Below are 22,798 nucleotides of genomic sequence, written 5' to 3'. Positions count from 1 at the left end.
CGTCTGACCTGGTCGGAAGCGTGTGTTCCAGAGGAAGCCGAGAAGGCTAGTTCTTCTGGATCTGGTCGAAGCTGAGCTCGACCGGGGTCTCGCGGCCGAAGATCTCGACGAGGCCCTTGACCTTCTTCGAGTCGGCGTTGATCTCGTTGATCGTGGCCTGCAGCGTCGCGAACGGGCCGTCGGTGACGGTGACCGAGTCGCCCACCTCGAAGTCCAGGACCTGGACCTCGACCTTGCGCTGCGGAGCGGGCTTGCCCTCGGCCTCTGCGGCCTCGCGGGCGGCCTTCTCCTCGGCCTCCGGGGCGAGCATCTTGACGATCTCGTCCAGGGTCAGCGGGTACGGGTCGTAGGCGTTGCCCACGAAGCCGGTGACGCCGGGGGTGTTGCGGACGACGCCCCAGGACTCGTTCGTCAGGTCCATGCGCACAAGGACGTAGCCGGGGAGCTTGTTCTGACGGATCGTCTTGCGCTCGCCGTTCTTGATCTGCGCGACCTCTTCCTGCGGCACCTCGGCCTGGAAGATGAAGTCCTCGACGTTCAGCGAGACGGCACGCTGCTCGAGGTTGGTCTTCACGCGGTTCTCGTAACCGGCGTACGTGTGGATGACGTACCACTCGCCGGGGAGGGTGCGGAGCTCTTCGCGCAGGGCGACGATCGGGTCGACCGGCTCGGCCTCCTCCTCGTCCTCGACGGACTCGGCGGCTTCGTCGGCCTCTTCGGTCTCGTCCTCGGCGACGGCCTCGTCGGCTTCGGCGACCTCGGCGTCGGCTTCGTCACCGGGCTCGGTCTCGACGTGCACGGCTGCCTCTTCGGCGGCTACGCCCGCAGCGGCGTCGGCAGCCTCGGCCTGGTCCGGGTCCTCGGCGTCCGCCGCCTCGACGATGTCGAGCTGGTCCTCCACGGACTCCGCCGACTCGATGGCGTCGTTCAGGTTCGGGTCAGACACGGTGGCTGCTTCTTCCTGGATACAAGGGGTGGAACACGCGAATAGGGGCGCCGGGAACGGCGCCCTTCGCTTTCGGCTCAGCCGAAGATGTACTTGACGGCGTGGTTGAAGCCATAGTCAATCACGGTCACGAGGCCAATCATGATGACCACGAAGACGATCACTACGCTGGTGTACGTCGTGAGCTGACTGCGAGTCGGCCAGACGACCTTGCGGAGCTCCGCGACGATCTGGCGGTAGAAGAGCGCGAGACGGCCGAAGGGGCCCTTCTTGCCGCGCTTGCCGCCCTTGCGGGCCTTCTTCTTGGACTCCGGCGCCTCGTCCTGGGCATCAGGCATGTCGATGGAGCCCACGGCGTCCGTCACTCGTCCTCACCTGATTCCGGGTCGTGGCCGTGCCGCGCCCGGTATGAGCCGCACGGCGGTGCAATGCAGTACGTACATGCGCACACATCCTGGCGAGAGGTGTGTGTAGCAGGGCCGGAGGGACTTGAACCCCCAACCGCTGGTTTTGGAGACCAGTGCTCTACCAATTGAGCTACGACCCTTTGATTTCCCCCAACCTACCGCATCCGTCCCGGTGCACAGAGTGCGTTGAGAGGGCGCGGCCGGTGAGGGCCAACGAGCAGTGAGTGTACGTGCTCAGCGGCGCTCCGTCGAACAGCTTCAGATCCGGTGGTCATGGAAACGGGCGTGCCGGGGCCGTTTCGGGTCTGGAACGATGGGGTCATGAGCGCTGCCACTTCTCCCACCGAGCGCCGGGTCTCCGCCCGCATCGGCGCGATCTCCGAGTCCGCGACCCTCGCCGTGGACGCCAAGGCGAAGGCCCTCAAGGCCGCCGGGCGTCCGGTGATCGGCTTTGGCGCGGGTGAGCCCGACTTCCCGACGCCCGACTACATCGTCGAAGCCGCCATCGAGGCCTGCAAGAACCCGAAGTACCACCGCTACACGCCTGCGGGCGGGCTTCCCGAGCTCAAGGCCGCGATCGCCGCGAAGACGCTGCGCGACTCCGGGTACGAGCCCGAGGTCTCCCAGATTCTGGTGACGAACGGCGGCAAGCAGGCCATCTACGAAGCGTTCGCCGCGATCCTCGACCCGGGCGACGAGGTCATCGTCCCGGCTCCGTACTGGACGACGTACCCGGAGTCGATCCGCCTCGCGGGCGGTGTGCCGGTCGAGGTCGTCGCCGACGAGACCACCGGCTACCGCGTCTCGGTGGAGCAGCTCGAGGCCGCCCGCACGGAGCGCACGAAGGTCGTGCTCTTCGTGTCGCCGTCCAACCCGACGGGCGCCGTCTACAGCGAGGCCGACGCCGAGGCGATCGGCCGCTGGGCCGTCGAGCACGGCCTGTGGGTCCTCACGGACGAGATCTACGAACACCTCGTCTACGGAGACGCGAAGTTCACGTCCCTGCCGGCGCTCCTGCCCGAGCTGCGCGACAAGTGCATCGTGGTCAACGGCGTGGCCAAGACGTATGCGATGACCGGCTGGCGGGTGGGCTGGATCATCGGCCCCAAGGATGTCGTGAAGGCCGCGACGAACCTCCAGTCGCACGCCACATCGAACGTCTCCAATGTCGCGCAGGTGGCCGCCATCGCCGCCGTCTCCGGTGATCTGACCGCCGTGGAGAAGATGCGCGAGGCCTTCGACCGGCGCCGCAAGACCATCGTGCGGATGCTGAACGAGATCGACGGCGTGTTCTGCCCGGAGCCCGAGGGCGCCTTCTACGCGTACCCCTCGGTGAAGGCCCTCATCGGCAAGGAGATCCGCGGCAAGCGCCCGCAGAACTCCGTCGAGCTTGCCGCGCTGATCCTGGAGGAGTCCGAGGTCGCGGTCGTTCCGGGCGAGGCCTTCGGGACGCCGGGCTACCTGCGTCTTTCGTACGCCCTGGGCGACGAGGACCTCGTCGAGGGCGTCTCGCGGATCCAGAAGCTGCTGGCCGAGGCCCGCGACTAGGGCCGCCGGTTTTCGCGCTCCACGCGCGCGTGCGGGCCGTCTCCCCTCTCCGGGGAGGCGGCCCGTTTCTTCGTTCGGGGAAGGTCCCGAAGGTGGAAAGACGCTACCGGGACGCCATGTGCGTACGGCAAGATCCTTGGATGGAGCGTGTACGAGACGTAAGAGAGCTGCCGAAGGCCCATCTGCATCTGCACTTCACCGGGTCGATGCGGCCCACGACCCTGCTCGAACTCGCCGACAAGTACGGGGTGCGGCTCCCGGAGGCGCTGACCGGCGCCGAGCCGCCGAAGCTCCGGGCGACCGACGAGCGCGGCTGGTTCCGCTTCCAGCGGCTCTATGACGCCGCCCGCTCCTGTCTGCGCGAGCCCGAGGACATCCAGCGCCTTGTGCGGGAGGCCGCCGAGGAGGATCTGCGGGACGGGTCGGGGTGGCTGGAGATCCAGGTCGACCCGACGTCGTACGCGCCGCGGCTCGGTGGGCTCATCCCGGCCCTGGAAATCATCCTGGACGCCGTCGAGAGCGCCTCGCGGGAGACCGGCCTCGGAATGCGCCTGCTGGTCGCCGCGAACCGCATGAAGCACCCGCTGGACGCCCGCACGCTGGCGCGGCTCGCGGTGCGCTACGCGGACCGGGGCATCGTCGGCTTCGGGCTCTCGAACGACGAACGCCGGGGCATGGCGCGGGACTTCGACCGGGCCTTCTCGATCGCGCGCGACGGCGGGCTGCTCGCGGCGCCGCACGGCGGTGAGCTGACCGGGCCCGCGTCGGTGCGGGACTGCCTTGACGACCTGCACGCGGCGCGGATCGGGCACGGGGTGCGGGCCGCCGAGGACCCGCGGCTCCTGAAGCGGCTCGCGGACCGGGGCGTGACGTGCGAGGTCTGCCCGGCGTCGAACGTCGCGCTCGGCGTCTACGAGAAACCCGAGGACGTGCCGCTGCGGACGTTGTTCGACGCCGGGGTGCCGATGGCGCTCGGGGCCGACGACCCGCTGCTCTTCGGCTCGCGGCTCGCCGCCCAGTACGAGATCGCGCGGAGGCACCACGACTTCTCGGACGCCGAGCTCGCCGAACTGGCCCGGCAGTCGGTCCGCGGCTCGGCGGCCCCAGTAGACGTACAGCAGAAGCTGCTGTCCGGGATCGACGAGTGGCTCAGCGGCTGATGCCCGCCAGGAGGGTGCGGGCGAGGGCGGCCGCGAACTCGTCGACGGGCTGCGGGGGCCGCTTGGCGACCGTGGAGTCGTAGGCGAAGGCTCGCTGGGCGCAGGCGCCCAGGAGCAGTGAGGCGGCGGCGAACGTGTCGGCCCCCGGGTCGATGCGGCCGGCGTCGCGTTCGGCGCGGAGATAGGCGTCCAGGGCCTCGATGGGCATGTGCGGGCCCGTGCCCATCTCCCGCATGGAGTCCTCGTGGCGGCGCTTGAGCTTGGTCTCGGCGTAGAGGGACGCGGCGATCGGGAAGCTCTCGGCGTAGAAGTGGCTGGCCAGGCGGGCGATCTCGGCGAGGTTCTCCTCCACCGGGCGCTCCCCCGGGTCCTCGGCGAGGCGGTGGAGCAGCGGGCCAAGGCGAGGCAGCCGCTCCTGGAGGACGCCCACGAACAGCTCTTCCTTGCTGGCGAAGTGCTTGTAGAGCGCCGCTTCGGAGCAGCCCGCCGCCTTGGCGATCTCCTTGGTGGTGGCACGGGAGAGGCCGACGGTGAGCATGAGTTCATGGGCCGCGTCGAGGATGCGGGCCCGGGTGGGCTTCAGCTGCATGCGCCGTCCAAGCAAGCTTGACGAAGAGGTGAGTGGATACTCACTCTAGGGGTGAGTGAACACTTACCCACCTGGGGAGGGTACGCAATGAAGCTCACGGTGTTCGGTGCGACCGGCGGTGTCGGCGGAGAGATCGTCCGGCAGGCGCTCGCCAAGGGGCACGAGGTCACGGCCGTCGTCCGTGATCCCGCGCGGCTGTCGGCGACGGGAGCCGGCCTGGAAGTCTTCCGGGCCGACCTGAAGGATCCGGAGTCGCTGCGGGGCGCGGTGGCGGGACGGGACGCGGTGCTCTCGGGGCTCGGGGCCCGCAAGAAGGCGGACGCGGGGATCGCGGCCGAGCTCACGCGGTCGGTGGTGCACGCCATGGAGGCCGAGGGGGTGCGCAGGCTGGTGGTGGTCAGCGCGGCGCCGGTCGGCCCGCCGCCCGAGCGTCAGCCGCCGGCCGACCGGATCGCGGGGGTGCTGGTCAGCCGGATCTTGAAGAGCGTCTACGACGATCTGCGGGCCATGGAGGCCGAGCTGGCGCGCAGCGCGACGGACTGGACGTCCGTGCGTCCGCCGCGGCTGCAGGACAAGTCGGCGACGGGCGTCTACCGCCGGGTGGTCGGGGGCACTCCGGTCAGCGCCCGGTTCATGGGAAGGGCCGATGTGGCGCACGCGATGCTGGCGGCGATCGACGACCTGGCGACGGTGAAGCAGGGCGTGGGCGTCGCCTACTAGTGACCGCCCAGTGGCCAACCGCCTTCTACGTAGAGGGCGCCTACAGGCTGACGCCCACGGTCACCGGCTCATTGACCAGCGTGACCCCGAAGGCGTCCCGCACCCCGGCGACGACCTCGCGGGCGAGGGCCAAGAGGTCCTCCGTGGTCGCGCCGCCGCGGTTGGTGAGCGCGAGGGTGTGCTTGGTGGAGATGCGGGCCCGGCCTTCGCCGTAGCCCTTGGTGAAGCCCGCCTTGTCGATCAGCCAGGCGGCGGAGGTCTTCACACTGCCGTCGTCCGTCGGGAAGGCGGGAGGCGCGACATCCGGGCCGAGGCGGTCGGCCACGCGTGCGTGGAAGGCGGTGAACTCGTCCTCGGTGAGGATCGGATTGGTGAAGAACGACCCGGCGGACCAGCTGTCGTGGTCCTCGGGGTCGAGCACCATGCCCTTGCCCGCGCGCAGCTTCAGGACGGTCTCACGGGCGACCGCCGCCGGGACCCGGTCGCCCGCCTGCACGCCGAGCGTGCGGGCCGTCTCCGGGTACTTGATCGGCGCGCTCATCCCCTGGGCGTCCTCCAAGGAGAAGCGCACCCGCAGGACCACGAAGCGGTCGGGATGGGCCTTGAAACGACTGTGGCGGTACGAGAAGTCGCACTCGGCGTTCGCGATGGTGACCGTCTCGTGGGTCTTCCTGTCGTAAGCGATCACCTCGGTGATCGTCGAGGAGACTTCCTGGCCGTACGCCCCCACGTTCTGGATCGGCGTCGCGCCTGCCGAGCCGGGGATCCCGGCGAGGCACTCGATGCCCGCGAGCCCGGCCTCCACGGCGCGGGCGACGGCGTCGGTCCACACCTCACCGGCGGCCAGCTCCAGCTTCGTACCGTCGAGCTCGAAGCCCTTCGTGGCGATGCGCAGCGCCGTGCCGTCGAAGCCCTTGTCCCCGATGACGAGGTTCGAGCCGCCGCCGATGAGCAGCAGCGGGGTCGCGGAGTCATCGGCCTCGCGGACGGCGGCGATCACCTCGGCGTCGGTCGTCGCGGTGATCAGACGGGTCGCGGGACCGCCGAGCCGGAAGGTGGTCAGCGGGGCGAGGGGGGCATCGTGGAGTTCCTGCACGTGCTCAAGAGTACGGTCCGTGGCCCCGCCGCTCGGGCGGGGCCACGGACCGTGGGAGTGAGGCGGGCCGGAGCCGGTTCAGACGCCGGCCGGAGTGCGCTCCTCGGCCGCGGCCTGTACGGCGTCGGCCGGCTTCCCGGTCACGGTCCGCCCCGGGAGCAGCGCGGCCGCCACCGCGCCGACGCCGACCAAGGCGGCGCCGACCCACAGCGCGGGCCCGAGGCCGTCCACGAAGCGCTGGGCGGACTCGTAGCCGCCCTGGGCGGAGAAGACCGCGGCGAGGATCGCGATGCCGAGGGCGCCGCCGACCTCACGCAGGGCGTTGTTGGCGCCGGACGCGATGCCCTGCTCGGACGGGCGGACGCTGGACATCACCAGGTTCGCGGCGGGGGCGAAGTACAGCGCCATGCCGACCCCGCTGATGATCAGGGCGGGCAGTTGGGCGGCGTACGACATGTCGGGCTCCACGATGACCGCGAACCAGGCGAGGCCGATGGCCTGGAGCGCGAGGCCGGCGGTGACGACGGGGCGGCCACCGAACCGGTCCGCGAGATAGGCCGCGATGGGAGAGACGATCATCGGCATACCGGTCCAGGGGAGCATCCGCAGGCCCGCCTCGGTGGGCGAGTAGCCGACGACGTTCTGCAGGAACTGGCTGAGCAGGAAGATCGAGCCGAACATCCCGACGAACATCAGCAGGCTCGCGGCGTTGATCGCGGAGAAGGCACGACTACGGAAGAGCCGCATGGGCAGCATCGGGTTCTCGCTGCGGATGCCGTGGCGCACGAAGAGGGCGAGGAGCGCGCCGCCGCCGATCAGACCGGCGAGGACGGTCGCACTGGTCCAGCCGTCGATGTTGCCGCGGATGAGCGCGTACACGATCCCGAAGAGCCCGCCGCTGGCCAGCAGCGTTCCGGTGATGTCGAGCGGCGCTCCGGTGCCGTACGACTCGGAGAGGCGCAGCCGGGCCAGCGGCAGCACCGCGAGGCCGAGCGGGACGTTCAGCCAGAAGATCCACTGCCAGGACACGTGCTCGGTGAGGCTGCCGCCGATGAGCGGACCGCTGGCGACCGCGAGGCCGTTGACGGCGCCCCATATGCCGTACGCCATCCCGCGCTTGGCCACCGGCACGGCCGCCGTCAGGAGGGTCAGCGTCAGCGGCATCATGATCGCGGCGCCGACGCCCTGGACCGCGCGGGCGGCGATCAGCGCATCGATGCCGGGCGCGAGGGCCGCGGCGGCGGAGGCTCCGGTGAAGACCGCGAGGCCGGCGATGAAGAGCCTGCGGCGCCCGAAGCGGTCGCCCAGGGCCGCGCCGAACATCAGCAGCACGGCGAAGGTGAGGGTGTAGGCGCTCACCGTCCATTCGAGGTCGTGCAGCGCTCCCCCGAAGTCCTCGCGGATGGCGGGCAGAGCGGTGGTGACGACGAGATTGTCGAGGGCCGCCATGAATCCGGCGACGCTGGTGATGGCGAGGGTCCAGGCTGCTCCCCCGCGCCGTGCTGTCTGCTGTGACATTGCTTCCCCTGTGGTTAGTTATTGATGACTAACTTCTCTGGGCGCACAAGCACGCCCCCCGCCACGCGCGACTTACTTCTTGGGCTGCGCCGACTCGTAGAAGCCGGTCCACACCCGGTGGTCGGGTCGGAACCCCATCGACACCAGGACGTTGATCAGCATCCCGTAGGCAAGAAATTGGGTCGTCTCGTCGGCATCCGTCCCCAGAGCGAGACGGACCGTGTCGTACATCTTCATCCAGCCGGCCCGCAGCGCCTCGCCGAACTCCCGGTCACCGGACGCCTCCGCGGAGGCCACGGCGACGTACATCTGCATCTGCATGAGCAGCTTGTCCGGGTCGTCGGCGATGAGCGCCTGATAGGCCCCGCCCATGGCATGCAGCGCCTCCTCCCCCTCGAGCCCCTCGGCCGCCTTCCTGAAGACCTCGGTGATCTCCTGGCAGCAGCGCCCGGACGCGGCGAGGAAGATGGCCTGCTTCCCCGGAAAGAGGCGGAAGAGATACGGCTGCGAGACACCCACCCGCTTGGCGATCACCTCGGTGGAAGTGCCGTTGTAGCCACCACGGGCGAACTCGATCATCGCCGCGCGAATGACGCTCTCGCGTCGCTCTTCTGCGCTCATCCTGACCATGTGGCTAAGTTAGTGGCCAATCACTACCTACGTCAAGGGCGGCTCGGCGAGCAAGTCGGCGGGCAAGCGGCGCGCAGGTAGGCCAACAAGTAAGGGGCATCCGCCCATGGCGGATACCCCTTACCCCTTCAAGCCGTACGAGGGTCAGGCGAGCTGGACCACGGCACGGGACATGCCAAGGACCTTCTGGTCCCCGCTCTTCGCGACCAGGTCCACCCGGACCCGGTTGTCGTCCAGCTTCTGGGCGACTTTGCCACTGACCTCGATCAGCGCGCCCTTGTCGTCGTTCGGGACCACGACGGGCTTGGTGAAGCGCACGCCGTACTCGACGACGGCGGCCGGGTCACCCGCCCAGTCCGTCACGACGCGGATCGCCTCGGCCATGGTGAACATGCCGTGCGCGATGACGTCGGGCAGACCGACCTCGACCGCGAACTTCTCGTTCCAGTGGATCGGGTTGAAGTCACCGGAGGCGCCCGCGTACCGCACGAGCGTGGCGCGCGTCACGGGGAAGCTCTGGGCCGGCAGCTCGGTGCCGACCTCGACGCTCTCGTACGAAACCTTCGCCGTCATCGCCTCACACTTCCTCTGCCGCGGGCTCCGCCGCACGCGCGACGAGCTTGGTCCACGCGGTCACGACGTGCTCGCCGGCCTCGTCGTGGACCTCACCGCGGATGTCCAGGATGTCGTTGCCCGCCATGGACTTGATGGCCTCGATGGTCGAGGTGACCGCCAGGCGGTCCCCCGCGCGCACCGGCCGGGTGTACGCGAACTTCTGGTCGCCGTGCACGACGCGGCTGTAGTCGAGCCCCAGCTGCGGGTCCTCGATGACCTGGCCCGCGGCCTTGAAAGTGATCGCAAACACAAAAGTCGGCGGGGCGATCACATCGGAGTGGCCGAAAGCCTTGGCCGCTTCCGCGTCGGTGTACGCGGGATTCGCGTCGCCCACCGCCTCGGCGAACTCACGGATCTTCTCCCGGCCGACCTCATAGGGGTCGGTGGGCGGGTAGGACCGCCCCACGAAGGACTGGTCGAGCGCCATGGACTCGGCACCTCCTGCAGGTTGGGGTAAACGACACGAGGCCGCCCCCAACAATCGGGGACGGCCTCGTGTACGAGCCTGTGTTTAGCGCGTTTCGCGGTGCGCAGTGTGCGCGTTGCAGCGCGGGCAGTGCTTCTTCATCTCAAGACGGTCCGGGTCGTTACGCCGGTTCTTCTTGGTGATGTAGTTCCGCTCCTTGCACTCCACGCAGGCCAGCGTGATCTTCGGGCGGACGTCTGTGGCAGCCACGTGAGTGCTCCTTGACGGACGGGTGGACGGATGAACGCATAAAAGAGTAGCCGATCGGAGGACCGACCCCACAATCGGCTACTACTAGTAGTAGCGGTGACCGGACTTGAACCGGTGACACAGCGATTATGAGCCGCTTGCTCTACCGACTGAGCTACACCGCTGCGATGCCGGGTCCCCCCGCCCGAAGGCGAGGATCAATCGACATCAGAGCCCCAATGCGGAATCGAACCGCAGACCTTCTCCTTACCATGGAGACGCTCTACCGACTGAGCTATTGGGGCGAGCGATGAAGACATTACACGGTTGGTCGCCGATCGCCCAAATCCGTTTCGCCAGGGCTGTCCGGGGGCATCGGGAAGGCCGCCTCAGCCGTCTCACCACGTCACTTCAGCGCCTCTCGGAACACCCGTGGAACGCCTCGCACCACACCGGTACGACTATTGCGCTCCTCCTCGAAGAGGGCCGGTCGTCGTCCTAGGCTCGACCCACGCTGCGTGATCTTGGACGTCCTGATCGGGTACGCCGTGCCGCCAGGACCGCAGCCGCCCCCGAACCTCAGGAGCGCGATGCCCGACAGCCAGCCGCAGCCCCACTCCTCCGGCTCGTCCGGTTCCGGCTCCTCCGGTGACGACGCCCCCGACAGCACGGCGCTGCTGCTCTGCGGCGCCCGGCTGACCGACGGCCGGACCGTGGACGTGCGGCTCGGCTCCGGGCGCATCGAAGCGGTCGGCACGGCGGGCAGCCTCACCGCGCACGCCGCGCGGGTGGACCTCGGCGGCTATCTCCTGCTCCCGGCGGCCGCCGAGCCGCACGCGCACAGCGACACCGCGCTGTCGGCGGACGCGGAAGGACCGGTCTCGTACGACCTCCCGGACGTCCAGCGGCGGGCCACCGAAGCGGCCCTGCTGCAGCTCGGGCACGGCGCGACGGCGCTGCGCTCGCATGTGCGGATCGGCGACGTGCAGGGGCTCACGCCGATGGAGGCGGTGCTCCAGGCCCGGCGTTCGCTGCGCGGGCTCGTCGATCTGACGGCCGTGGCCGTGCCCCGGCTGCTGACCGGCGTGGCCGGTGCCGACGGTCTCGCGATGCTGCGGGACGCGGTGAAAATGGGCGCCTCCGTAGTGGGCGGCTGCCCCGATCTGGACCCCGATCCGACGGGGTACGTGGAGGCGGTGCTCGAGGTCGCGGCGGAGCACGGCTGCCCCGTCGACCTGCACACGGACGGCAGCGATCCGGCGCGCCTCGGGCGGCTCGCCGCGATGGCGGGCGGGCTGCGGCCCGGGGTGACGATCGGCCCGTGCGGCGGGCTCGGCCGGCTGCCGTCGGACGTGGCCGCGCGGACCGCCGATCAGCTGGCGGCGGCCGGGGTGACCGTGGTCTGCCTGCCGCAGGGCGGCTGCGGGAGCGTGGACCGGCGCGGCGCGGTCGCCCCGGTGCGGCTGCTGCGGGCCGCGGGGGTGCGGGTGGCCGCCGGCAGCGGGGCCATGCGGGACGTGTCGAACCCGGTGGGGCGCGGCGACCCGCTGGAGGCCGCCTACCTGCTCGCGTCGCGCTGCGGGCTGCGCCCCGAGGACGCGTACGGAGCGGTGAGCGGGGCCGCCAGGTCGGCCATGGGGCTCCCCGAGGTCCGCGTGGAGGCCGGATTCCCCGCCGAACTCCTCGCGGTGCGGGGCGATCACCTCTCGGGCGCGCTGTCGCTCGCGTACAGCCGCATCGTGGTGCACCGGGGGCGCGTGGTGGCGCGGACGAGCGCGGTGCGGGAGTACTGCGATTCGGCTGCCGCCGTGGCCCTCGACCTGCCGCGGCAGGGGCGGGCGAAGAAGGCGGGGCCGGGGCGGCCGAAGGGTGACGAACCGTCCTGAGAGCGCGCGTCCGTTCGGGACGTGACTCCCGCGCGCGGGGCGATCATGCGGGTGCTGCCGTACGGTCGGAGACATGCGCATTGTCATCGCTGGAGGTCATGGTCAGATCGCGCTGCGGCTCGAGCGGTTGCTCGCCGCACGGGGTGACGTGGCGGTCGGGATCGTCCGCAAGGCCGGGCAGGACGCCGACCTGCGGGCGGCGGGTGCCGAAGCGGTCCTGTGCGACCTGGAGTCGGCATCCGTCGAGGAGGTCGCGGGGCATCTGGAAGGCGCCGACGCGGCCGTGTTCGCGGCGGGCGCCGGGCCGGGCAGCGGGGCCGACCGCAAGAACACCGTGGACCGGGACGCGGCCGTGCTGTTCGCGGACGCGGCGGAGCGCGCCGGAGTGCGGCGCTACGTAGTCGTGTCGTCCATGGGCGCGGACCCGGCGCACCAGGGCGACGACATCTTCGACGCCTATCTCCGCGCCAAGGGCGAGGCCGACGCCTACGTACGCGGGCGTGCGGCCCTGGACTGGACGATCCTGCGCCCCGGCATGCTGACGGACGACGCGGGCACCGGTCTGGTCCGTCTGGAGGCATCGACCGGACGCGGGCCCATTCCGCGTGACGATGTGGCCGCGGTGCTCGCCGAGCTCGTCGACTCGTCGGCGACGGCGGGGCTGACGCTGGAGCTGATCAGCGGTTCCACGCCGGTGTCCGTGGCGGTCAAGTCCGTTGCGGGGAACTGAAGTCGGCTTCCGGGGGGGGGGACCCATGACCGCCGAGGTGCCGGCCGCGCAGGAAGCCCTGCTGCGGCAGATGTACGCCGTCTTCAGTACGGATGAGCGCGACGCGTTCATACCGCGCTCACTGGCGCCCGACGTGGACTGGCCGAATCTCCTGGACAACACCCGCGCCCACGGCATCGCGGAGGTCCGGGCCTACTGGGCACGGCAGTTCGCAGTGATGCACCCACTGGTGCACCTGGAACGGCTGCGGCTCGACGACGACGGACGCCGGGTCGTGGCGACCGTGCGGCCCGGGCTGCGGGACGAGACGGGCGACCACTGGGCGCCGAAGACCGTCGAGCATGTCTACAGCTTCCGCGCCGAGGGCCTGGTGAGCCGGATGGACGTACGACAGCCCTGATCGGGCGGCGCTGATCGTCGGCCGTGACCGCGACGGCGGCTCCGGACGCCCTGTGCGGCCGCGTGAGCGCCTCAGAAGAGCGGGAGCTGGCCGGGGAACTCCGGCACCACGTAGCCGTCCAGAGCGGGCTGTGCGGCGCCGAGCTGGGCTTGTCTGCGGGAGCCCGGGCAGGAGATCAGCTCGCCGCTGCCGCGCGGGCCCGGCGGGTCGTGGCGGGCGAACCGGCCTCCGACGACGGCGATTTCACGGCGGCACTCGGGGCAGTTCCTGCGGCGGGACGACATGGCCCCAGCGTACGAAAAGACCCCCTCCGTCTTGCGTTTCCGCAAGATCGGAGAGGGTCTCCTTCGCGTGGCGGCGCCAGGATTCGAACCTGGGAAGGCTGAGCCGGCAGATTTACAGTCTGCTCCCTTTGGCCGCTCGGGCACACCGCCATGTTTGCTGCCTCTGTTCCGCTTGCGCGGCGCTCCGTGGCAACGACGTAAACCATACCTGATGGGCAGGGGTGCTTCGCCACCCGATTGATCAGCGCCCGGGCCGGGGGCGGTGGCTAGGCTTTGCTGGTGCGGCCGGGGACCGAAGGCCGTGCACCAGCTGAGTACGCAGACCCCGATACAAGGAGCCACAGGACATGGCCGACTCCAGTTTCGACATCGTCTCGAAGGTCGAGCGGCAGGAGGTCGACAACGCCCTCAACCAGACCGCCAAGGAGATCTCGCAGCGCTACGACTTCAAGGGCACCGGCGCTTCGATCGCCTGGTCCGACGAGAAGATCCTGATGCGGGCCAACGGCGAGGAGCGGGTCAAGGCGGTCCTCGACATCTTCCAGTCCAAGCTGATCAAGCGTGGGATCTCGCTGAAGTCGCTGGACGCGGGCGAGCCGCAGCTGTCCGGCAAGGAGTACAAGATCTTCGCCTCGATCGAGGAGGGCATCTCCCAGGAGAACGCCAAGAAGGTCGCCAAGATCATCCGCGACGAGGGCCCCAAGGGCGTCAAGGCGCAGGTCCAGGGCGACGAGCTGCGGGTCAGCTCGAAGAGCCGCGACGACCTGCAGGCCGTGCAGGCGCTGCTCAAGGGGCAGGACTTCGACTTCGCGGTGCAGTTCGTCAACTACCGGTAGTTCACGGTCGTACGACTACGGAGGGCGGGCACCCGGGCCGGGTGCCCGCCCTTGCTGCTGGCCGCAGATCGGGGGTACGGCGTCTCAGCGGCGTGAGTGGCCGAAGAGGATGCGGTAGCCGACGAGCAGGACGAGGGAGCCGCCGATGGCCGCCGTCCAGGTGGCGCCGTCGTAGAAGTGGTTGGTGATCGGGCGGTCGAGGTAGCGGGCGGAGATCCAGCCGCCGATGAAGGCGCCCGCGATGCCGATGACGGTCGTGCCGATGAAGCCGCCCGGGTCACGGCCGGGGAGCAGCAGTTTGGCGACGGCGCCGGCCAGCAGCCCCAGAACGATCCAGCTGATGATGCCCATGCAGTGACCCGGCCTTTCTCGCGCGGTGAGCTTCTGTGCGCTGTTGTCCTGAAGGACGTCACTGCGGAGGGACGCGGTTGCGGTGATCCCCTAGGTGCGGTGTACGACACAGGGGGCGAGGTCCATGTCGTCGTTGTCCTCCTCGTACCAGCCGGTGCCGTCGAGCCAGGTGGTCAGCCAGTCGGCGAGGCTCGGGGAGTCGAGGAACCAGACGTGGTCCGGGTCGCCGCCGTTCGGCTCGAAGAGCAGGACCTGGGCGGACTCGCCGCGGCAGTCCACGCAGGCGTACATCCCGCAGCCCCAGTGGGATATCGGCAACACGCCCTCGGGCCAGCCCCAGTCGGAGCCGCGCATCCCGGCGTACTCCTCGACCACGGAGGGCTCGCCTCCGGAGGAATTGCCGTCGAGCAGGGGCAACAGGCCGTACTCCGGGCCGAATCCGCCGTCGCCTATCCGGGTGTAGAGGGCGGCGAGCAGCGGCGGGACGGGGAAGCCGAGGGCGGCCTCCGCGGCGGCCAGGGTGCTCGCGCTCGCGGGAGCGGGCAGGGTGTCCCAGGGCCGGGTGGTCCGGGCCTGGGCGGCCACGCGGTCCAGCAACTCCTCGATGTCCGTCATGCGTTCATGGTGGACCACGGCACTGACAGTCGAGCTCCGCGTGGCCGCCGGGCGGCCGTCGGTAACCGGCAATCGGCAATCGGCAATCGGCTCTAGCGCGAGGCGAACGGCTGGTCCGTGCGCACGATTTCGCGGCCCAGCGGCATCAACGACACCGGGATGAGCTTGAAGTTGGCGACGCCGAGCGGGATGCCGATGATCGTGACGCAGAGCAGGAAGCCCGTGACGATGTGGCCGAGGGCCAGCCACCAGCCCGCGAGGATCAGCCACAGGACGTTGCCGACGCAGGACGGCGCACCCGCGTCGCGGCGCTCAACTGTCGTGTAGCCGAAGGGCCACAGGGCATAGCGGCCGATCCGGAAGCTGGCGAGGCCGAACGGGATGCCGATGATCGTGATGCACAGGAGCAGCCCCGCTACCAGATAACCGAGGAACATCCAGAACCCGCACAGGACGAGCCAAATGACGTTGAGGATTGTCTTCACTGCTGGCGACCTGCCATCTGCTCGAGCCGGGAGATGCGCTCCGCCATCGGCGGATGCGTGGAGAACATCTTGGACATGCCCTGCCCCGGACGGAAAGGGTTCGCAATCATCATGTGACTTGCCGTCTCAAGGCGAGGCTCAGGAGGCAGCGGGAGCTGCTTCGTTCCCGCTTCGAGCTTGCGCAAGGCGCTCGCCAGGGCCAGCGGGTCGCCGGTGAGCTGCGCGCCGGACGCGTCGGCCTCGTACTCCCTGGAGCGGCTGATCGCGAGCTGGATGACGGAGGCGGCGAGCGGCCCGAGGATCATGATCAGGAGCATGCCGAAGATGCCGGGGCCGTCGTTGTCGTCCGAGCGGCCGATGGGGATCAGCCAGGCGAAGTTGACCAGGAACATGATCACCGAGGCGAGCGCGCCCGCGACGGACGAGATCAGGATGTCCCGGTTGTAGACGTGGCTGAGCTCATGGCCGATGACGCCCCGCAGCTCGCGCTCGTCCAGGAGGCGCAGGATCCCCTCGGTGCAGCAGACCGCGGCGTTGCGCGGATTACGGCCCGTCGCGAAGGCGTTGGGGGCCTCCGTCGGTGAGATGTAGAGGCGGGGCATGGGCTGGCGGGCCTGGGTGGAGAGCTCCCGGACCATGCGGTACAGCTCGGGGGCCTCGAATTCGCTCACCGGGCGGGCTCGCATGGCGCGCAGGGCGAGCTTGTCGCTGTTCCAGTACGCGTACGCGTTGGTGCCGAGCGCCACGAAGAGCGCGACGATCAGGCCCGTACGTCCGAAGAAACTGCCGATGACGAGGATGACTGCGGACAGTCCCCCAAGGAGTACGGCGGTCTTCAGCCCGTTGTGCCGGCGGTGCACGGTACGCCCTCCTGGTGGTGCGTGGGGGAACCCTCTGCCTACTGGTGCTTCCACTCTTCAGTGGACCCTCCCGTACTGGTCAACGCCAGGCGGGGGGCACTAGTTCCCTTGTGCGCGCAGGAGCGGTGTGGGCCGCTCGGGTGAGGCCCCGAGCGGCCTTGGGGGGAAGGGGGATCGTCAGAAGAGGCCGGTGTCCGCGAACCTCAGGACGAGTTGCGGCGCTCCGGAGAGGGCGACGCCGAGGACAGCTGTCAGGGCGATGGCCGCCGTCAGTGGGGCCGGCACGCGGTGCTTCACCGGCTCGCCCGCGGGGGCGCGGAACAGCAGCGCGGTCCACTGGAGGTAGTAGAAGAGCGCGATCACCACGTTCACGGCCATCACCACGGCGAGCCAGCCGAGGCCCGCGTCGACCGCCGCCGAGAAGACGGTGACCTTCGCGAAGAGGCCGATGATGCCCGGCGGCAGGCCCGCGAGGCAGAGCAGGAAGAAGCCGAGCACCAGGGCGGACAGGGGGCTCCTGGCGTACAGGCCCCGGTAGTCGCTGACGCGGTTCAGGCGTTGCGTACGGCCGACGAGTGCGGCCACGGCGAAGGCTCCGAGGTTCACGGCCGCGTACATCAGGGCGTACGCGACGGTGGAGCCGATGGCCTTCTCGGCCTCCGCGGGGTTGTCGGCGTATCCGGCCGCGGCGATCGGCACCAGGAGGTAGCCGGCCTGGCCGACCGATGACCAGGCGAGCAGGCGGACCGCGCTGTACGCGCGCGTGGCCTGCTGGCGCAGTGCCGCCACGTTGCCCGCGGTCATGGTGAGGGCGGCGAGCACGGCGAGTGCCGGGCCCCACACGTCCGCGTACGAGGGGAAGGCGACGACGGTGACGAGGATCAGGCCGGTGAAGCCGACCGCCTTGCCGACCACGGAGAGGTAGGCCGCCACCGGCAAGGGGGCGCCTACGTAGGTGTCGGGTACCCAGAAGTGGAAGGGCACGGCCGCCACCTTGAAGGCGAAGCCGACGAGGGTGAGGACGACGCCGGTCTGGGCGAGGGTGTCCAGCTGCCCGTCGACGTTCCGGAGTTCGGCCGCGATCTCGGTGAGGTGCAGGGTGCCGGTCGCGGCGTACACGAAGCTGACGCCCATCAGCGTGACGGCGGTCGCGGCGACCGAGGAGAGGAAGAACTTCAGGGCCGCTTCGGAGGACCGCTTGTCGCCGTACTTGAGGCCGACGAGCGCGAAGGCGGGCAGCGAGGCGACCTCCAGGGCGACGACGAGGGTCGCGAGGTCGCGCGAGGCGGGCAGCAGTGCGGCGCCCGCCGCGGAGGACAGCAGCAGGAACCAGAACTCCCCTTCGGGGAGTTCCCTGTTGGTGCCGTTGGCGTCCTTGAGGGTGCTCATCGACAGGAGCGCGGCCAGCAGGGCGCCGCCCAGGACGAGGAGCTGGATGACGAGGGTGAAGCGGTCGGCCGTGTAGCTGCAGGCTTCCGCGCCGCCGGTCAGGCAGAAGGTCGACCGGTCGTCGTTCAGGATCGGAAGCAGCGACAGTGCGGCCGCGGCGAGTCCCGCCACGGAGATCCAGCCGAGCAGCGCCTTCTTGTTGTCGCCCACGAAGAGGTCGGCGACGAGCACGAAGAGACCGACTACCGCCGCGATGGTGGGCGGGGCGATCGCGAGCCAGTCGACGGACTGGACGACATTGGCGGCGCTTTCGGCGGCCACGGTCACGACTTGCCTCCTGCGAGGAGCTGCTGCACGGCCGGGTCGGTGAGGCCGAGCAGTGCGGCGGGCCAGAGTCCGGCGAGGACGGTGAGGGCGACGAGCGGGGTCCAGGCGGCGAACTCATAGCCCTGGACGTCGGCGAGCGCCGGGGATTCGGTCGCGGCGGCGCCCTGCGGCATCGGGCCCATGCAGACACGGCGTACGACGATGAGCATGTACGCGGCGGTGAGCAGGGTGCCGAAGGCGGCGATCGCCATGAAGGTGAGGAAGGCGGGGCGGCTGAGGTCGTCGGCGGGCTTGAACGCGCCGAACAGGGCGAGCATTTCGCCCCAGAACCCGGCGAGGCCCGGCAGTCCGAGCGAGGCGACGGCGCCGAAGGCGAGGAGGCCGCCGAGGCGGGGTGCCTTGCCGTAGAGCGCGGCGCCCGACTCCTGCGCGAGGGTGTCGAGGTCGCTGGTGCCGGTGCGGTCCTTCAGCGCGCCGACGAGGAAGAACAGCAGGCCGGTGATGAGGCCGTGGGCGATGTTGGCGAACAGCGCGCCGTTCACGCCGGTCGGGCTCATCGTCGAGATGCCGAGCAGTACGAAGCCCATGTGGCCCACGGACGAGTAGGCGATGAGGCGCTTGAGGTCGCCCTTCGCGCCCTGCTTGGCGAGCGCGAGGCAGGCGAGCGATCCGTAGATGATCCCGACGACCGCGAAGGCCGCGAGGTACGGCGCGAAGGTGCTCATCCCGTCGGGCGTGATGGGCAGCAGGATGCGGACGAACCCGTACGTGCCCATCTTCAGCAGCACGCCGGCCAGCAGCACCGAGCCGACGGTGGGCGCCGCGGTGTGCGCGTCCGGCAGCCAGCTGTGCAGCGGCCACATCGGCGCCTTGACCGCTAGCCCGATCCCGATCGCCAGAACTGCGATGACCTGCACGGATGTTGTCAGCCCGCGGCCGTTGTCAGTGGCGAGTGCCACCATGTCGAATGTGCCGGATTTCAGGCCGATGAGGAGGAGACCGAGCAGCATCACGACGGAGCCGAGCAGCGTGAAGAGGATGAACTTCCAAGCGGCCTGGGTCCGTTGTTCACCGCCCCAGCGGGCGATGAGGAAGTACATCGGGATGAGCACCACCTCGAACGCCAGGAAGAACAGCAGCAGATCGAGGACGGCGAAGGTCGCGAGGGTGCCGGACTCGAGCACGAGGATCAGCGCGACGAATGCCTTGGGAGACGGGCCCGCAGGCATTTTGAAGTAGGAGTACAGCGCGCAGAGGAAGGTCAGCAGCGCGGTCAGGACCAGAAGGGGGAGCGAGATGCCGTCGATGCCGAGGTGGATGCGCACGTCGAGTGCGGGGATCCAGCTGATATCGGTCGTGGCCTGCATCTTCGACGGCTGGTCGTGGTCGAAGCCGAGCGCGAGGACGATCGCGGCGATGAGGATCGCGCCGGTCACGGTCACGCCGTGGCGGAGCACGGCCTGGTCGGGCGACTTCCCCTTCAGTCCGGGCGGGGCCGGCAGGAGTGCTGCGACGGCGCCGATGAGCGGGCCGACGACGATCAATGCGAGAAGGAACTGCATCACGGATTCGCTGATATCGATCACGGCTGCTCACGCTCCGACGGTGGCGACGAGGACGGCGGCGACAGCCAGGACGACGGTGCCTGCGAGCAGCGCGCTCAGGTAGGTCTGCACATTGCCGGTCTGCGCGCGGCGGACGGCCGCGCCGAGCCAGCGGGGTGCGGTGCCCGCGCCGCGTACGTAGGTGTCGATGACCTCGCGGTCGAGGAACCGGACGAGGCTCGCGGCGGCCTGGACGGGGCGCACGAACAGGGCGGTGTAGACGGCGTCGAGGTGGAAACCGACGGCTGCGTGGCGGTGCAGCGGGCCGAGCAGGAGGCGGCCCGGGTCCGCCGGGTCGTGGGCCGCGGCCACATCTCCGTACGCGGGGGCGTGCGTGGCGATGGCCTCGGCTTCGACCAGACCTCCGTCGGCCTCCGCGTCGGCGGCGACCGCGCCCATCGGGACGCGGGCGGCGAGCGCGGTGGTGTGGCGCCAGGCGCCGTAGGTGACGAGGCCGCCGACGAGTGCGACGCCGGTGCCCAGGACGGAGGTGGTGAGGGTCGGGGTGAGCGCGTGGCCGTCGAACCAGTCCGGGAGGACGCCGACGGTGAGGCCGAAGGCGAGTGAGGGGACGGCGAGCACCCAGAGCACGGCGGTCATCGTGACGGGCTGCCTGCCGTGGTCCGGGGCTTCGGCTCCCCTGCCGTTGAAGGCGAGCAGCCACAGGCGCGTCGCGTAGGCGGCGGTGAGGAGGGCGGTCAGCAGACCGGCGATGAGGACGATCCAGCCCGCCGCGGTGGGCGCGGTCTCGGAGTGGCCGGTGGCCGCGTGCTCGGCGACGCCCAGGACGGCTTCCTTGGAGAAGAAGCCGCTGAAGGGCGGGATCGCGGCGAGCGCGAGGAGCGCCACGGTCATCGTCCAGAAGGCGTCGGGGACGCGGTCGCGCAGGCCCGTCATCCGGGACATCGCGGCCAGCGAGTTGGTGCCGGCGGCGTGGATGATCACGCCCGCCGCGAGGAAGAGGAGCGCCTTGAAGGCGCCGTGCGAGAGGAGGTGGAAGACGGCGGCGCCGCGGTCGCCGACGGCGAGGGCGCCGGTCATGTAGCCGAGCTGGCCGATCGTCGAGTACGCGAGGACGCGCTTGATGTCGTCCTGGGCGAGTGCGGCGAGGGCCGAGCCTGCCATCGTGACGGCGGCCATGACGGCGAGGACGACCAGGGCCGCGGCGGAGGCCGTGAAGACGGGAAGGAGCCGGGCCACGAAGTAGACACCGGCGGCGACCATCGTCGCGGCGTGGATCAGTGCGGAGACGGGCGTGGGGCCCGCCATCGCGTCGGGCAGCCAGGTGTGCAGCGGGAACTGCGCGGACTTGCCGGCCACGCCCGCGAGGAGCAGCAGGGCGATCAGCGTGGGGTGGTCGAGGCCGCCGTCCGCGACCGTCGCGAGGACGGTCGTGATGCGGAAGGAGCCCGCGTCGACGGCCAGCGCGAACAGGCCGATCAGGAAGGGGACGTCGCCGAGCTTGGTGACCAGGAAGGCCTTGAGGGAGGCGGCGCGGGCTTCGGGCGTCTCCCAGTAGTGGCCGACGAGGAAGTACGAGCAGATGCCCATGGTCTCCCAGCCGACCAGGAGCACCATCAGGTCGCCGGAGTAGACGACGAGCAGCATCGCGGAGGTGAAGAGGGAGACGAGAGCGGCGTACGAGGGGTAGCGCGGGTCGTCGCGCAGGTAGCCCGTCGAGTAGATCTGCACGCAGGAGGCGACGACGCCGACCAGGACGGCGACGAGGGCGGCGAAGCCGTCGATGTGCAGGGCGAGTTCGATCGGGATCGAGCCGGTCGGGGTGAGCTCGGTGGCCGCGTCGATGTCGGCGCCGCCGCCGTGGCGGGCGGCGACCAGGACGGCGAGGACGAGTGCGGCCAGGGTGGGCAGCACCGCGAGGGGGCGTACGAGTCCCGGGATCGTGCGGCCGAGCAGCAGCCCGGCGGCCGCGCCGAGGAACGGCAGGAGGGGGACGAGTACGGCGAGGGTGGTCGTGGTCACGCGGTGGCCTCAGCCTTCTGCGACTTCTGCGACTTCTCTGCCGGGACGGGCTCTTCGGTGGCCGCGCCCTCGGCATCGTCTTCGGGGTCTTCGGGGCCCTCGGCGGTGTCGCGGAGGTCGTCGACGGCGGAGGAGCCGCGGTTGCGGTAGACGGCGAGGACGATCGCGAGGCCGATGCCGATCTCGGCGGCGGCGATGGCGATGGTGAAGAGGGTCAGGGCCTGGCCGGAGTGGAGGGCGTCACGCAGCCAGACGTCGAAGGCGACCAGGTTGAGGTTGACGGCGTTGAGCATCACCTCGACGGACATCAGGACCAGGATCGCGTTGCGGCGGGCGAGTACTCCGTACAGGCCTACGCAGAAGAGGAGGACGGCCAGGACGGCGGGATAGGCGAGGTGCATCAGCGCTGCTCCTTGTCGCTGGGGGCACCGTTCGTACGGGTGTCGCCGGGGGTGCTGTTCAGCCGGGTCATGCGGGCGTTCCTGCGGGAGAGGACGATCGCGCCGACCAGGGCGGCGAGGAGCAGGACCGAGAGGGCCTCGAAGGGCAGTACCCAGTGCTGGAAGAGGAACTTTCCGGTCACGCCGGTGGAGCCCTGGGCTTCGTCGGCGGCGCGGTCGAGGTCGATCCACGTCGTCCGGAAGGCGTCGACGACGACCCAGACGAGGGCGGCGGCCGCGAGGACGGCCACCGCGAGCGCGACGGGGCGGTTGCCCGAATCGGCGTCCGGGGAGCGGCCGATGGGGGCCCGCGTGAGCATCAGACCGAACAGGAGGAGGACGACGACGGAACCGACGTAGATCAGTACCTGCACCCAGGCGATGAACTCGGCGGTGAGCAGGAGGTACTCGACGGCCAGGCCGCCGAGCGTGGCCACCAGCCACAGGGCGGCGTGCACCAGCTGCTTGGTGGTGACGGTGACGATCGCCGAGCCGAGGGTGACCAGGCCGACGAGGAGGAAGGCGATCTCCACTCCCGTCGGGGAGAGGAAGCCCTGGCTCTCGGCGGCCTTGGCCGCCGCTTCGGAGGCTGCGGCTGCTGCTGCGAGGCTCACGCGTCTCCCTCCGGTCCGGGTGCCGGGGCCTGCTGTGCCGCGGCGAGCTTCTCCGCCGCCTTGCGGGCGGTGGCGATCTCCTTGGGATCCTCGGCGGCGGGGTCCAGGGC

General features: G+C 70.2%; 25 protein-coding genes, 4 tRNA genes and 1 pseudogene. 7 read left to right on the top strand and 23 right to left on the bottom strand.

Translation table 11 applies throughout. The features are described from left to right. Nucleotides 1-46: 46 nt before the first annotated feature. The 3 genes from nusG to E2651_RS13620 form a co-directional block, all read right to left on the bottom strand. Nucleotides 47-946 (bottom strand): transcription termination/antitermination protein NusG, encoded by a 900-nt coding sequence (nusG, locus tag E2651_RS13630; protein WP_135331361.1) that lies wholly within the window; start codon nt 944-946, stop codon nt 47-49. Between the two features lie 77 nt (nt 947-1,023). Then, nucleotides 1,024-1,311 (bottom strand): preprotein translocase subunit SecE, encoded by a 288-nt coding sequence (gene secE / locus E2651_RS13625; RefSeq protein WP_135331360.1) that lies wholly within the window; start codon nt 1,309-1,311, stop codon nt 1,024-1,026. Nucleotides 1,312-1,420: 109 nt separating this feature from the next. Further along, nucleotides 1,421-1,493: transfer RNA gene (locus E2651_RS13620), tRNA-Trp, on the bottom strand. 181 nt (nt 1,494-1,674) lie between these two features. Between E2651_RS13620 and E2651_RS13615 the strand changes: the two genes are divergently transcribed. After that, entirely contained in the window at nt 1,675-2,901 is a 1,227-nt protein-coding gene (locus tag E2651_RS13615) for a pyridoxal phosphate-dependent aminotransferase (RefSeq protein WP_135331359.1), read from the top strand. Between the two features lie 140 nt (nt 2,902-3,041). Continuing rightward, the gene (locus tag E2651_RS13610) at nt 3,042-4,061 is read left to right on the top strand and encodes an adenosine deaminase (protein ID WP_135331358.1); all 1,020 of its coding nucleotides are present in this window, start codon (nt 3,042-3,044) and stop codon (nt 4,059-4,061) included. Here the strand turns inward: E2651_RS13610 and E2651_RS13605 are convergent. Beyond that, entirely contained in the window at nt 4,051-4,650 is a 600-nt protein-coding gene (locus E2651_RS13605) for a TetR/AcrR family transcriptional regulator (protein WP_135331357.1), read from the bottom strand. The genes E2651_RS13610 and E2651_RS13605 overlap by 11 nt on opposite strands. Before the next feature lie 87 nt (nt 4,651-4,737). Here E2651_RS13605 and E2651_RS13600 point away from each other — a divergent pair, with 87 nt between their 5' ends. Continuing rightward, nucleotides 4,738-5,370 (top strand): NAD(P)H-binding protein, encoded by a 633-nt coding sequence (locus tag E2651_RS13600; RefSeq protein ID WP_135331356.1) that lies wholly within the window; start codon nt 4,738-4,740, stop codon nt 5,368-5,370. 40 nt (nt 5,371-5,410) lie between these two features. Here E2651_RS13600 and E2651_RS13595 read toward each other — a convergent pair. The 8 genes and pseudogenes from E2651_RS13595 to E2651_RS13560 all read right to left on the bottom strand — a co-directional run. Continuing rightward, a pseudogene (locus E2651_RS13595) lies at nt 5,411-6,481 on the bottom strand (UDP-N-acetylmuramate dehydrogenase); the annotation flags it as partial. A 63-nt stretch (nt 6,482-6,544) separates the two neighbouring features. Beyond that, on the bottom strand, nt 6,545-7,984 hold the full coding sequence (locus E2651_RS13590) for a DHA2 family efflux MFS transporter permease subunit (RefSeq protein ID WP_135331354.1): 1,440 nt from the start codon (nt 7,982-7,984) through the stop codon (nt 6,545-6,547). A 72-nt stretch (nt 7,985-8,056) separates the two neighbouring features. Beyond that, a complete protein-coding gene (locus E2651_RS13585; RefSeq protein WP_209446138.1) occupies nt 8,057-8,614 on the bottom strand; it encodes a TetR/AcrR family transcriptional regulator in 558 nt (185 codons plus the stop codon). Nucleotides 8,615-8,758: 144 nt separating this feature from the next. After that, nucleotides 8,759-9,187 (bottom strand): MaoC family dehydratase, encoded by a 429-nt coding sequence (locus tag E2651_RS13580; protein WP_135331352.1) that lies wholly within the window; start codon nt 9,185-9,187, stop codon nt 8,759-8,761. Between the two features lie 4 nt (nt 9,188-9,191). Continuing rightward, nucleotides 9,192-9,656, bottom strand: coding sequence for a MaoC family dehydratase N-terminal domain-containing protein (locus E2651_RS13575; protein ID WP_135331351.1), 465 nt, complete (start codon nt 9,654-9,656; stop codon nt 9,192-9,194). Between the two features lie 84 nt (nt 9,657-9,740). Further along, nucleotides 9,741-9,905 carry a 50S ribosomal protein L33 gene (rpmG, locus tag E2651_RS13570; protein ID WP_004571794.1) on the bottom strand — a complete coding sequence of 55 codons (165 nt, stop codon included), beginning with the start codon at nt 9,903-9,905 and terminating at the stop codon, nt 9,741-9,743. A gap of 91 nt (nt 9,906-9,996) precedes the next feature. Then, a tRNA-Met gene (locus E2651_RS13565) sits at nt 9,997-10,069 on the bottom strand. Nucleotides 10,070-10,116: 47 nt separating this feature from the next. After that, nucleotides 10,117-10,189, bottom strand: a tRNA-Thr gene (locus E2651_RS13560). A 285-nt stretch (nt 10,190-10,474) separates the two neighbouring features. Here E2651_RS13560 and E2651_RS13555 point away from each other — a divergent pair. From E2651_RS13555 to E2651_RS13545, 3 genes are all read left to right on the top strand, one after another. Further along, on the top strand, nt 10,475-11,770 hold the full coding sequence (locus E2651_RS13555) for an amidohydrolase family protein (protein WP_135331370.1): 1,296 nt from the start codon (nt 10,475-10,477) through the stop codon (nt 11,768-11,770). A 73-nt stretch (nt 11,771-11,843) separates the two neighbouring features. Continuing rightward, nucleotides 11,844-12,500, top strand: a complete 657-nt coding sequence (locus E2651_RS13550; protein WP_135331350.1) for an SDR family oxidoreductase — start codon at nt 11,844-11,846, stop codon at nt 12,498-12,500. A 25-nt stretch (nt 12,501-12,525) separates the two neighbouring features. Next, on the top strand, nt 12,526-12,900 hold the full coding sequence (locus E2651_RS13545) for a nuclear transport factor 2 family protein (RefSeq protein WP_135331349.1): 375 nt from the start codon (nt 12,526-12,528) through the stop codon (nt 12,898-12,900). A 71-nt stretch (nt 12,901-12,971) separates the two neighbouring features. Here the strand turns inward: E2651_RS13545 and E2651_RS13540 are convergent, their stop codons facing one another. Next, nucleotides 12,972-13,184 (bottom strand): hypothetical protein, encoded by a 213-nt coding sequence (locus E2651_RS13540; RefSeq protein WP_135331348.1) that lies wholly within the window; start codon nt 13,182-13,184, stop codon nt 12,972-12,974. Nucleotides 13,185-13,252: 68 nt separating this feature from the next. Next, nucleotides 13,253-13,334: transfer RNA gene (locus E2651_RS13535), tRNA-Tyr, on the bottom strand. A gap of 197 nt (nt 13,335-13,531) precedes the next feature. Between E2651_RS13535 and E2651_RS13530 the strand changes: the two genes are divergently transcribed. Further along, nucleotides 13,532-14,020, top strand: coding sequence for a YajQ family cyclic di-GMP-binding protein (locus E2651_RS13530; RefSeq protein ID WP_135331347.1), 489 nt, complete (start codon nt 13,532-13,534; stop codon nt 14,018-14,020). An 84-nt stretch (nt 14,021-14,104) separates the two neighbouring features. On the opposite strand, the gene E2651_RS13525 is transcribed toward E2651_RS13530, so the two are convergent. The 9 genes from E2651_RS13525 to E2651_RS13485 form a co-directional block, all read right to left on the bottom strand. Then, a complete protein-coding gene (locus E2651_RS13525) occupies nt 14,105-14,371 on the bottom strand; it encodes a GlsB/YeaQ/YmgE family stress response membrane protein (protein WP_135331346.1) in 267 nt (88 codons plus the stop codon). Between the two features lie 90 nt (nt 14,372-14,461). Further along, nucleotides 14,462-14,986 carry an SMI1/KNR4 family protein gene (locus tag E2651_RS13520; RefSeq protein WP_135331345.1) on the bottom strand — a complete coding sequence of 175 codons (525 nt, stop codon included), beginning with the start codon at nt 14,984-14,986 and terminating at the stop codon, nt 14,462-14,464. Nucleotides 14,987-15,078: 92 nt separating this feature from the next. Further along, nucleotides 15,079-15,471, bottom strand: coding sequence for a YccF domain-containing protein (locus E2651_RS13515; RefSeq protein WP_135331344.1), 393 nt, complete (start codon nt 15,469-15,471; stop codon nt 15,079-15,081). After that, complete coding sequence (gene htpX / locus E2651_RS13510; RefSeq protein WP_135331343.1) at nt 15,468-16,331, bottom strand: zinc metalloprotease HtpX; 864 nt, start codon at nt 16,329-16,331, stop codon at nt 15,468-15,470. The genes E2651_RS13515 and htpX overlap by 4 nt, the downstream gene beginning before the upstream one ends. 177 nt (nt 16,332-16,508) lie before the next feature. Further along, on the bottom strand, nt 16,509-18,047 hold the full coding sequence (locus E2651_RS13505; RefSeq protein WP_135331342.1) for an NADH-quinone oxidoreductase subunit N: 1,539 nt from the start codon (nt 18,045-18,047) through the stop codon (nt 16,509-16,511). Continuing rightward, nucleotides 18,044-19,633 (bottom strand): NADH-quinone oxidoreductase subunit M, encoded by a 1,590-nt coding sequence (locus E2651_RS13500; RefSeq protein WP_135331341.1) that lies wholly within the window; start codon nt 19,631-19,633, stop codon nt 18,044-18,046. Before E2651_RS13500 ends, E2651_RS13505 begins: the two co-directional genes overlap by 4 nt. A gap of 6 nt (nt 19,634-19,639) precedes the next feature. Continuing rightward, nucleotides 19,640-21,634, bottom strand: a complete 1,995-nt coding sequence (locus E2651_RS13495; protein WP_135331340.1) for an NADH-quinone oxidoreductase subunit L — start codon at nt 21,632-21,634, stop codon at nt 19,640-19,642. Continuing rightward, nucleotides 21,631-22,035 (bottom strand): NADH-quinone oxidoreductase subunit NuoK, encoded by a 405-nt coding sequence (nuoK, locus tag E2651_RS13490; protein WP_135331339.1) that lies wholly within the window; start codon nt 22,033-22,035, stop codon nt 21,631-21,633. The genes E2651_RS13495 and nuoK overlap by 4 nt, the downstream gene beginning before the upstream one ends. Beyond that, nucleotides 22,035-22,688 carry an NADH-quinone oxidoreductase subunit J gene (locus E2651_RS13485; RefSeq protein WP_135331338.1) on the bottom strand — a complete coding sequence of 218 codons (654 nt, stop codon included), beginning with the start codon at nt 22,686-22,688 and terminating at the stop codon, nt 22,035-22,037. The genes nuoK and E2651_RS13485 overlap by 1 nt, the downstream gene beginning before the upstream one ends. Nucleotides 22,689-22,798: the final 110 nt, after the last annotated feature.

Source organism: Streptomyces sp. MZ04 (genome assembly GCF_004684775.1).
Classification (GTDB): Bacteria; Actinomycetota; Actinomycetes; order Streptomycetales; family Streptomycetaceae; genus Streptomyces.
Note: the sequence above shows the minus strand (reverse complement) of the source record. Positions and strands in the feature narration are given on the sequence as shown.

Coding starts and splice junctions, on each gene's coding strand:
- E2651_RS13615 (WP_135331359.1), top strand. CDS start 1,675: ATGAGCGCTGCCACTTCTCCCACCGAGCGCCGGGTCTCCGCCCGCATC.
- E2651_RS13610 (WP_135331358.1), top strand. CDS start 3,042: ATGGAGCGTGTACGAGACGTAAGAGAGCTGCCGAAGGCCCATCTGCAT.
- E2651_RS13605 (WP_135331357.1), bottom strand. CDS start 4,650: ATGCAGCTGAAGCCCACCCGGGCCCGCATCCTCGACGCGGCCCATGAA.
- E2651_RS13600 (WP_135331356.1), top strand. CDS start 4,738: ATGAAGCTCACGGTGTTCGGTGCGACCGGCGGTGTCGGCGGAGAGATC.
- E2651_RS13590 (WP_135331354.1), bottom strand. CDS start 7,984: ATGTCACAGCAGACAGCACGGCGCGGGGGAGCAGCCTGGACCCTCGCC.
- E2651_RS13585 (WP_209446138.1), bottom strand. CDS start 8,614: ATGGTCAGGATGAGCGCAGAAGAGCGACGCGAGAGCGTCATTCGCGCG.
- E2651_RS13580 (WP_135331352.1), bottom strand. CDS start 9,187: ATGACGGCGAAGGTTTCGTACGAGAGCGTCGAGGTCGGCACCGAGCTG.
- E2651_RS13575 (WP_135331351.1), bottom strand. CDS start 9,656: ATGGCGCTCGACCAGTCCTTCGTGGGGCGGTCCTACCCGCCCACCGAC.
- E2651_RS13555 (WP_135331370.1), top strand. CDS start 10,475: ATGCCCGACAGCCAGCCGCAGCCCCACTCCTCCGGCTCGTCCGGTTCC.
- E2651_RS13550 (WP_135331350.1), top strand. CDS start 11,844: ATGCGCATTGTCATCGCTGGAGGTCATGGTCAGATCGCGCTGCGGCTC.
- E2651_RS13545 (WP_135331349.1), top strand. CDS start 12,526: ATGACCGCCGAGGTGCCGGCCGCGCAGGAAGCCCTGCTGCGGCAGATG.
- E2651_RS13540 (WP_135331348.1), bottom strand. CDS start 13,184: ATGTCGTCCCGCCGCAGGAACTGCCCCGAGTGCCGCCGTGAAATCGCC.
- E2651_RS13530 (WP_135331347.1), top strand. CDS start 13,532: ATGGCCGACTCCAGTTTCGACATCGTCTCGAAGGTCGAGCGGCAGGAG.
- E2651_RS13525 (WP_135331346.1), bottom strand. CDS start 14,371: ATGGGCATCATCAGCTGGATCGTTCTGGGGCTGCTGGCCGGCGCCGTC.
- E2651_RS13520 (WP_135331345.1), bottom strand. CDS start 14,986: ATGACGGACATCGAGGAGTTGCTGGACCGCGTGGCCGCCCAGGCCCGG.
- nuoK (WP_135331339.1), bottom strand. CDS start 22,035: ATGCACCTCGCCTATCCCGCCGTCCTGGCCGTCCTCCTCTTCTGCGTA.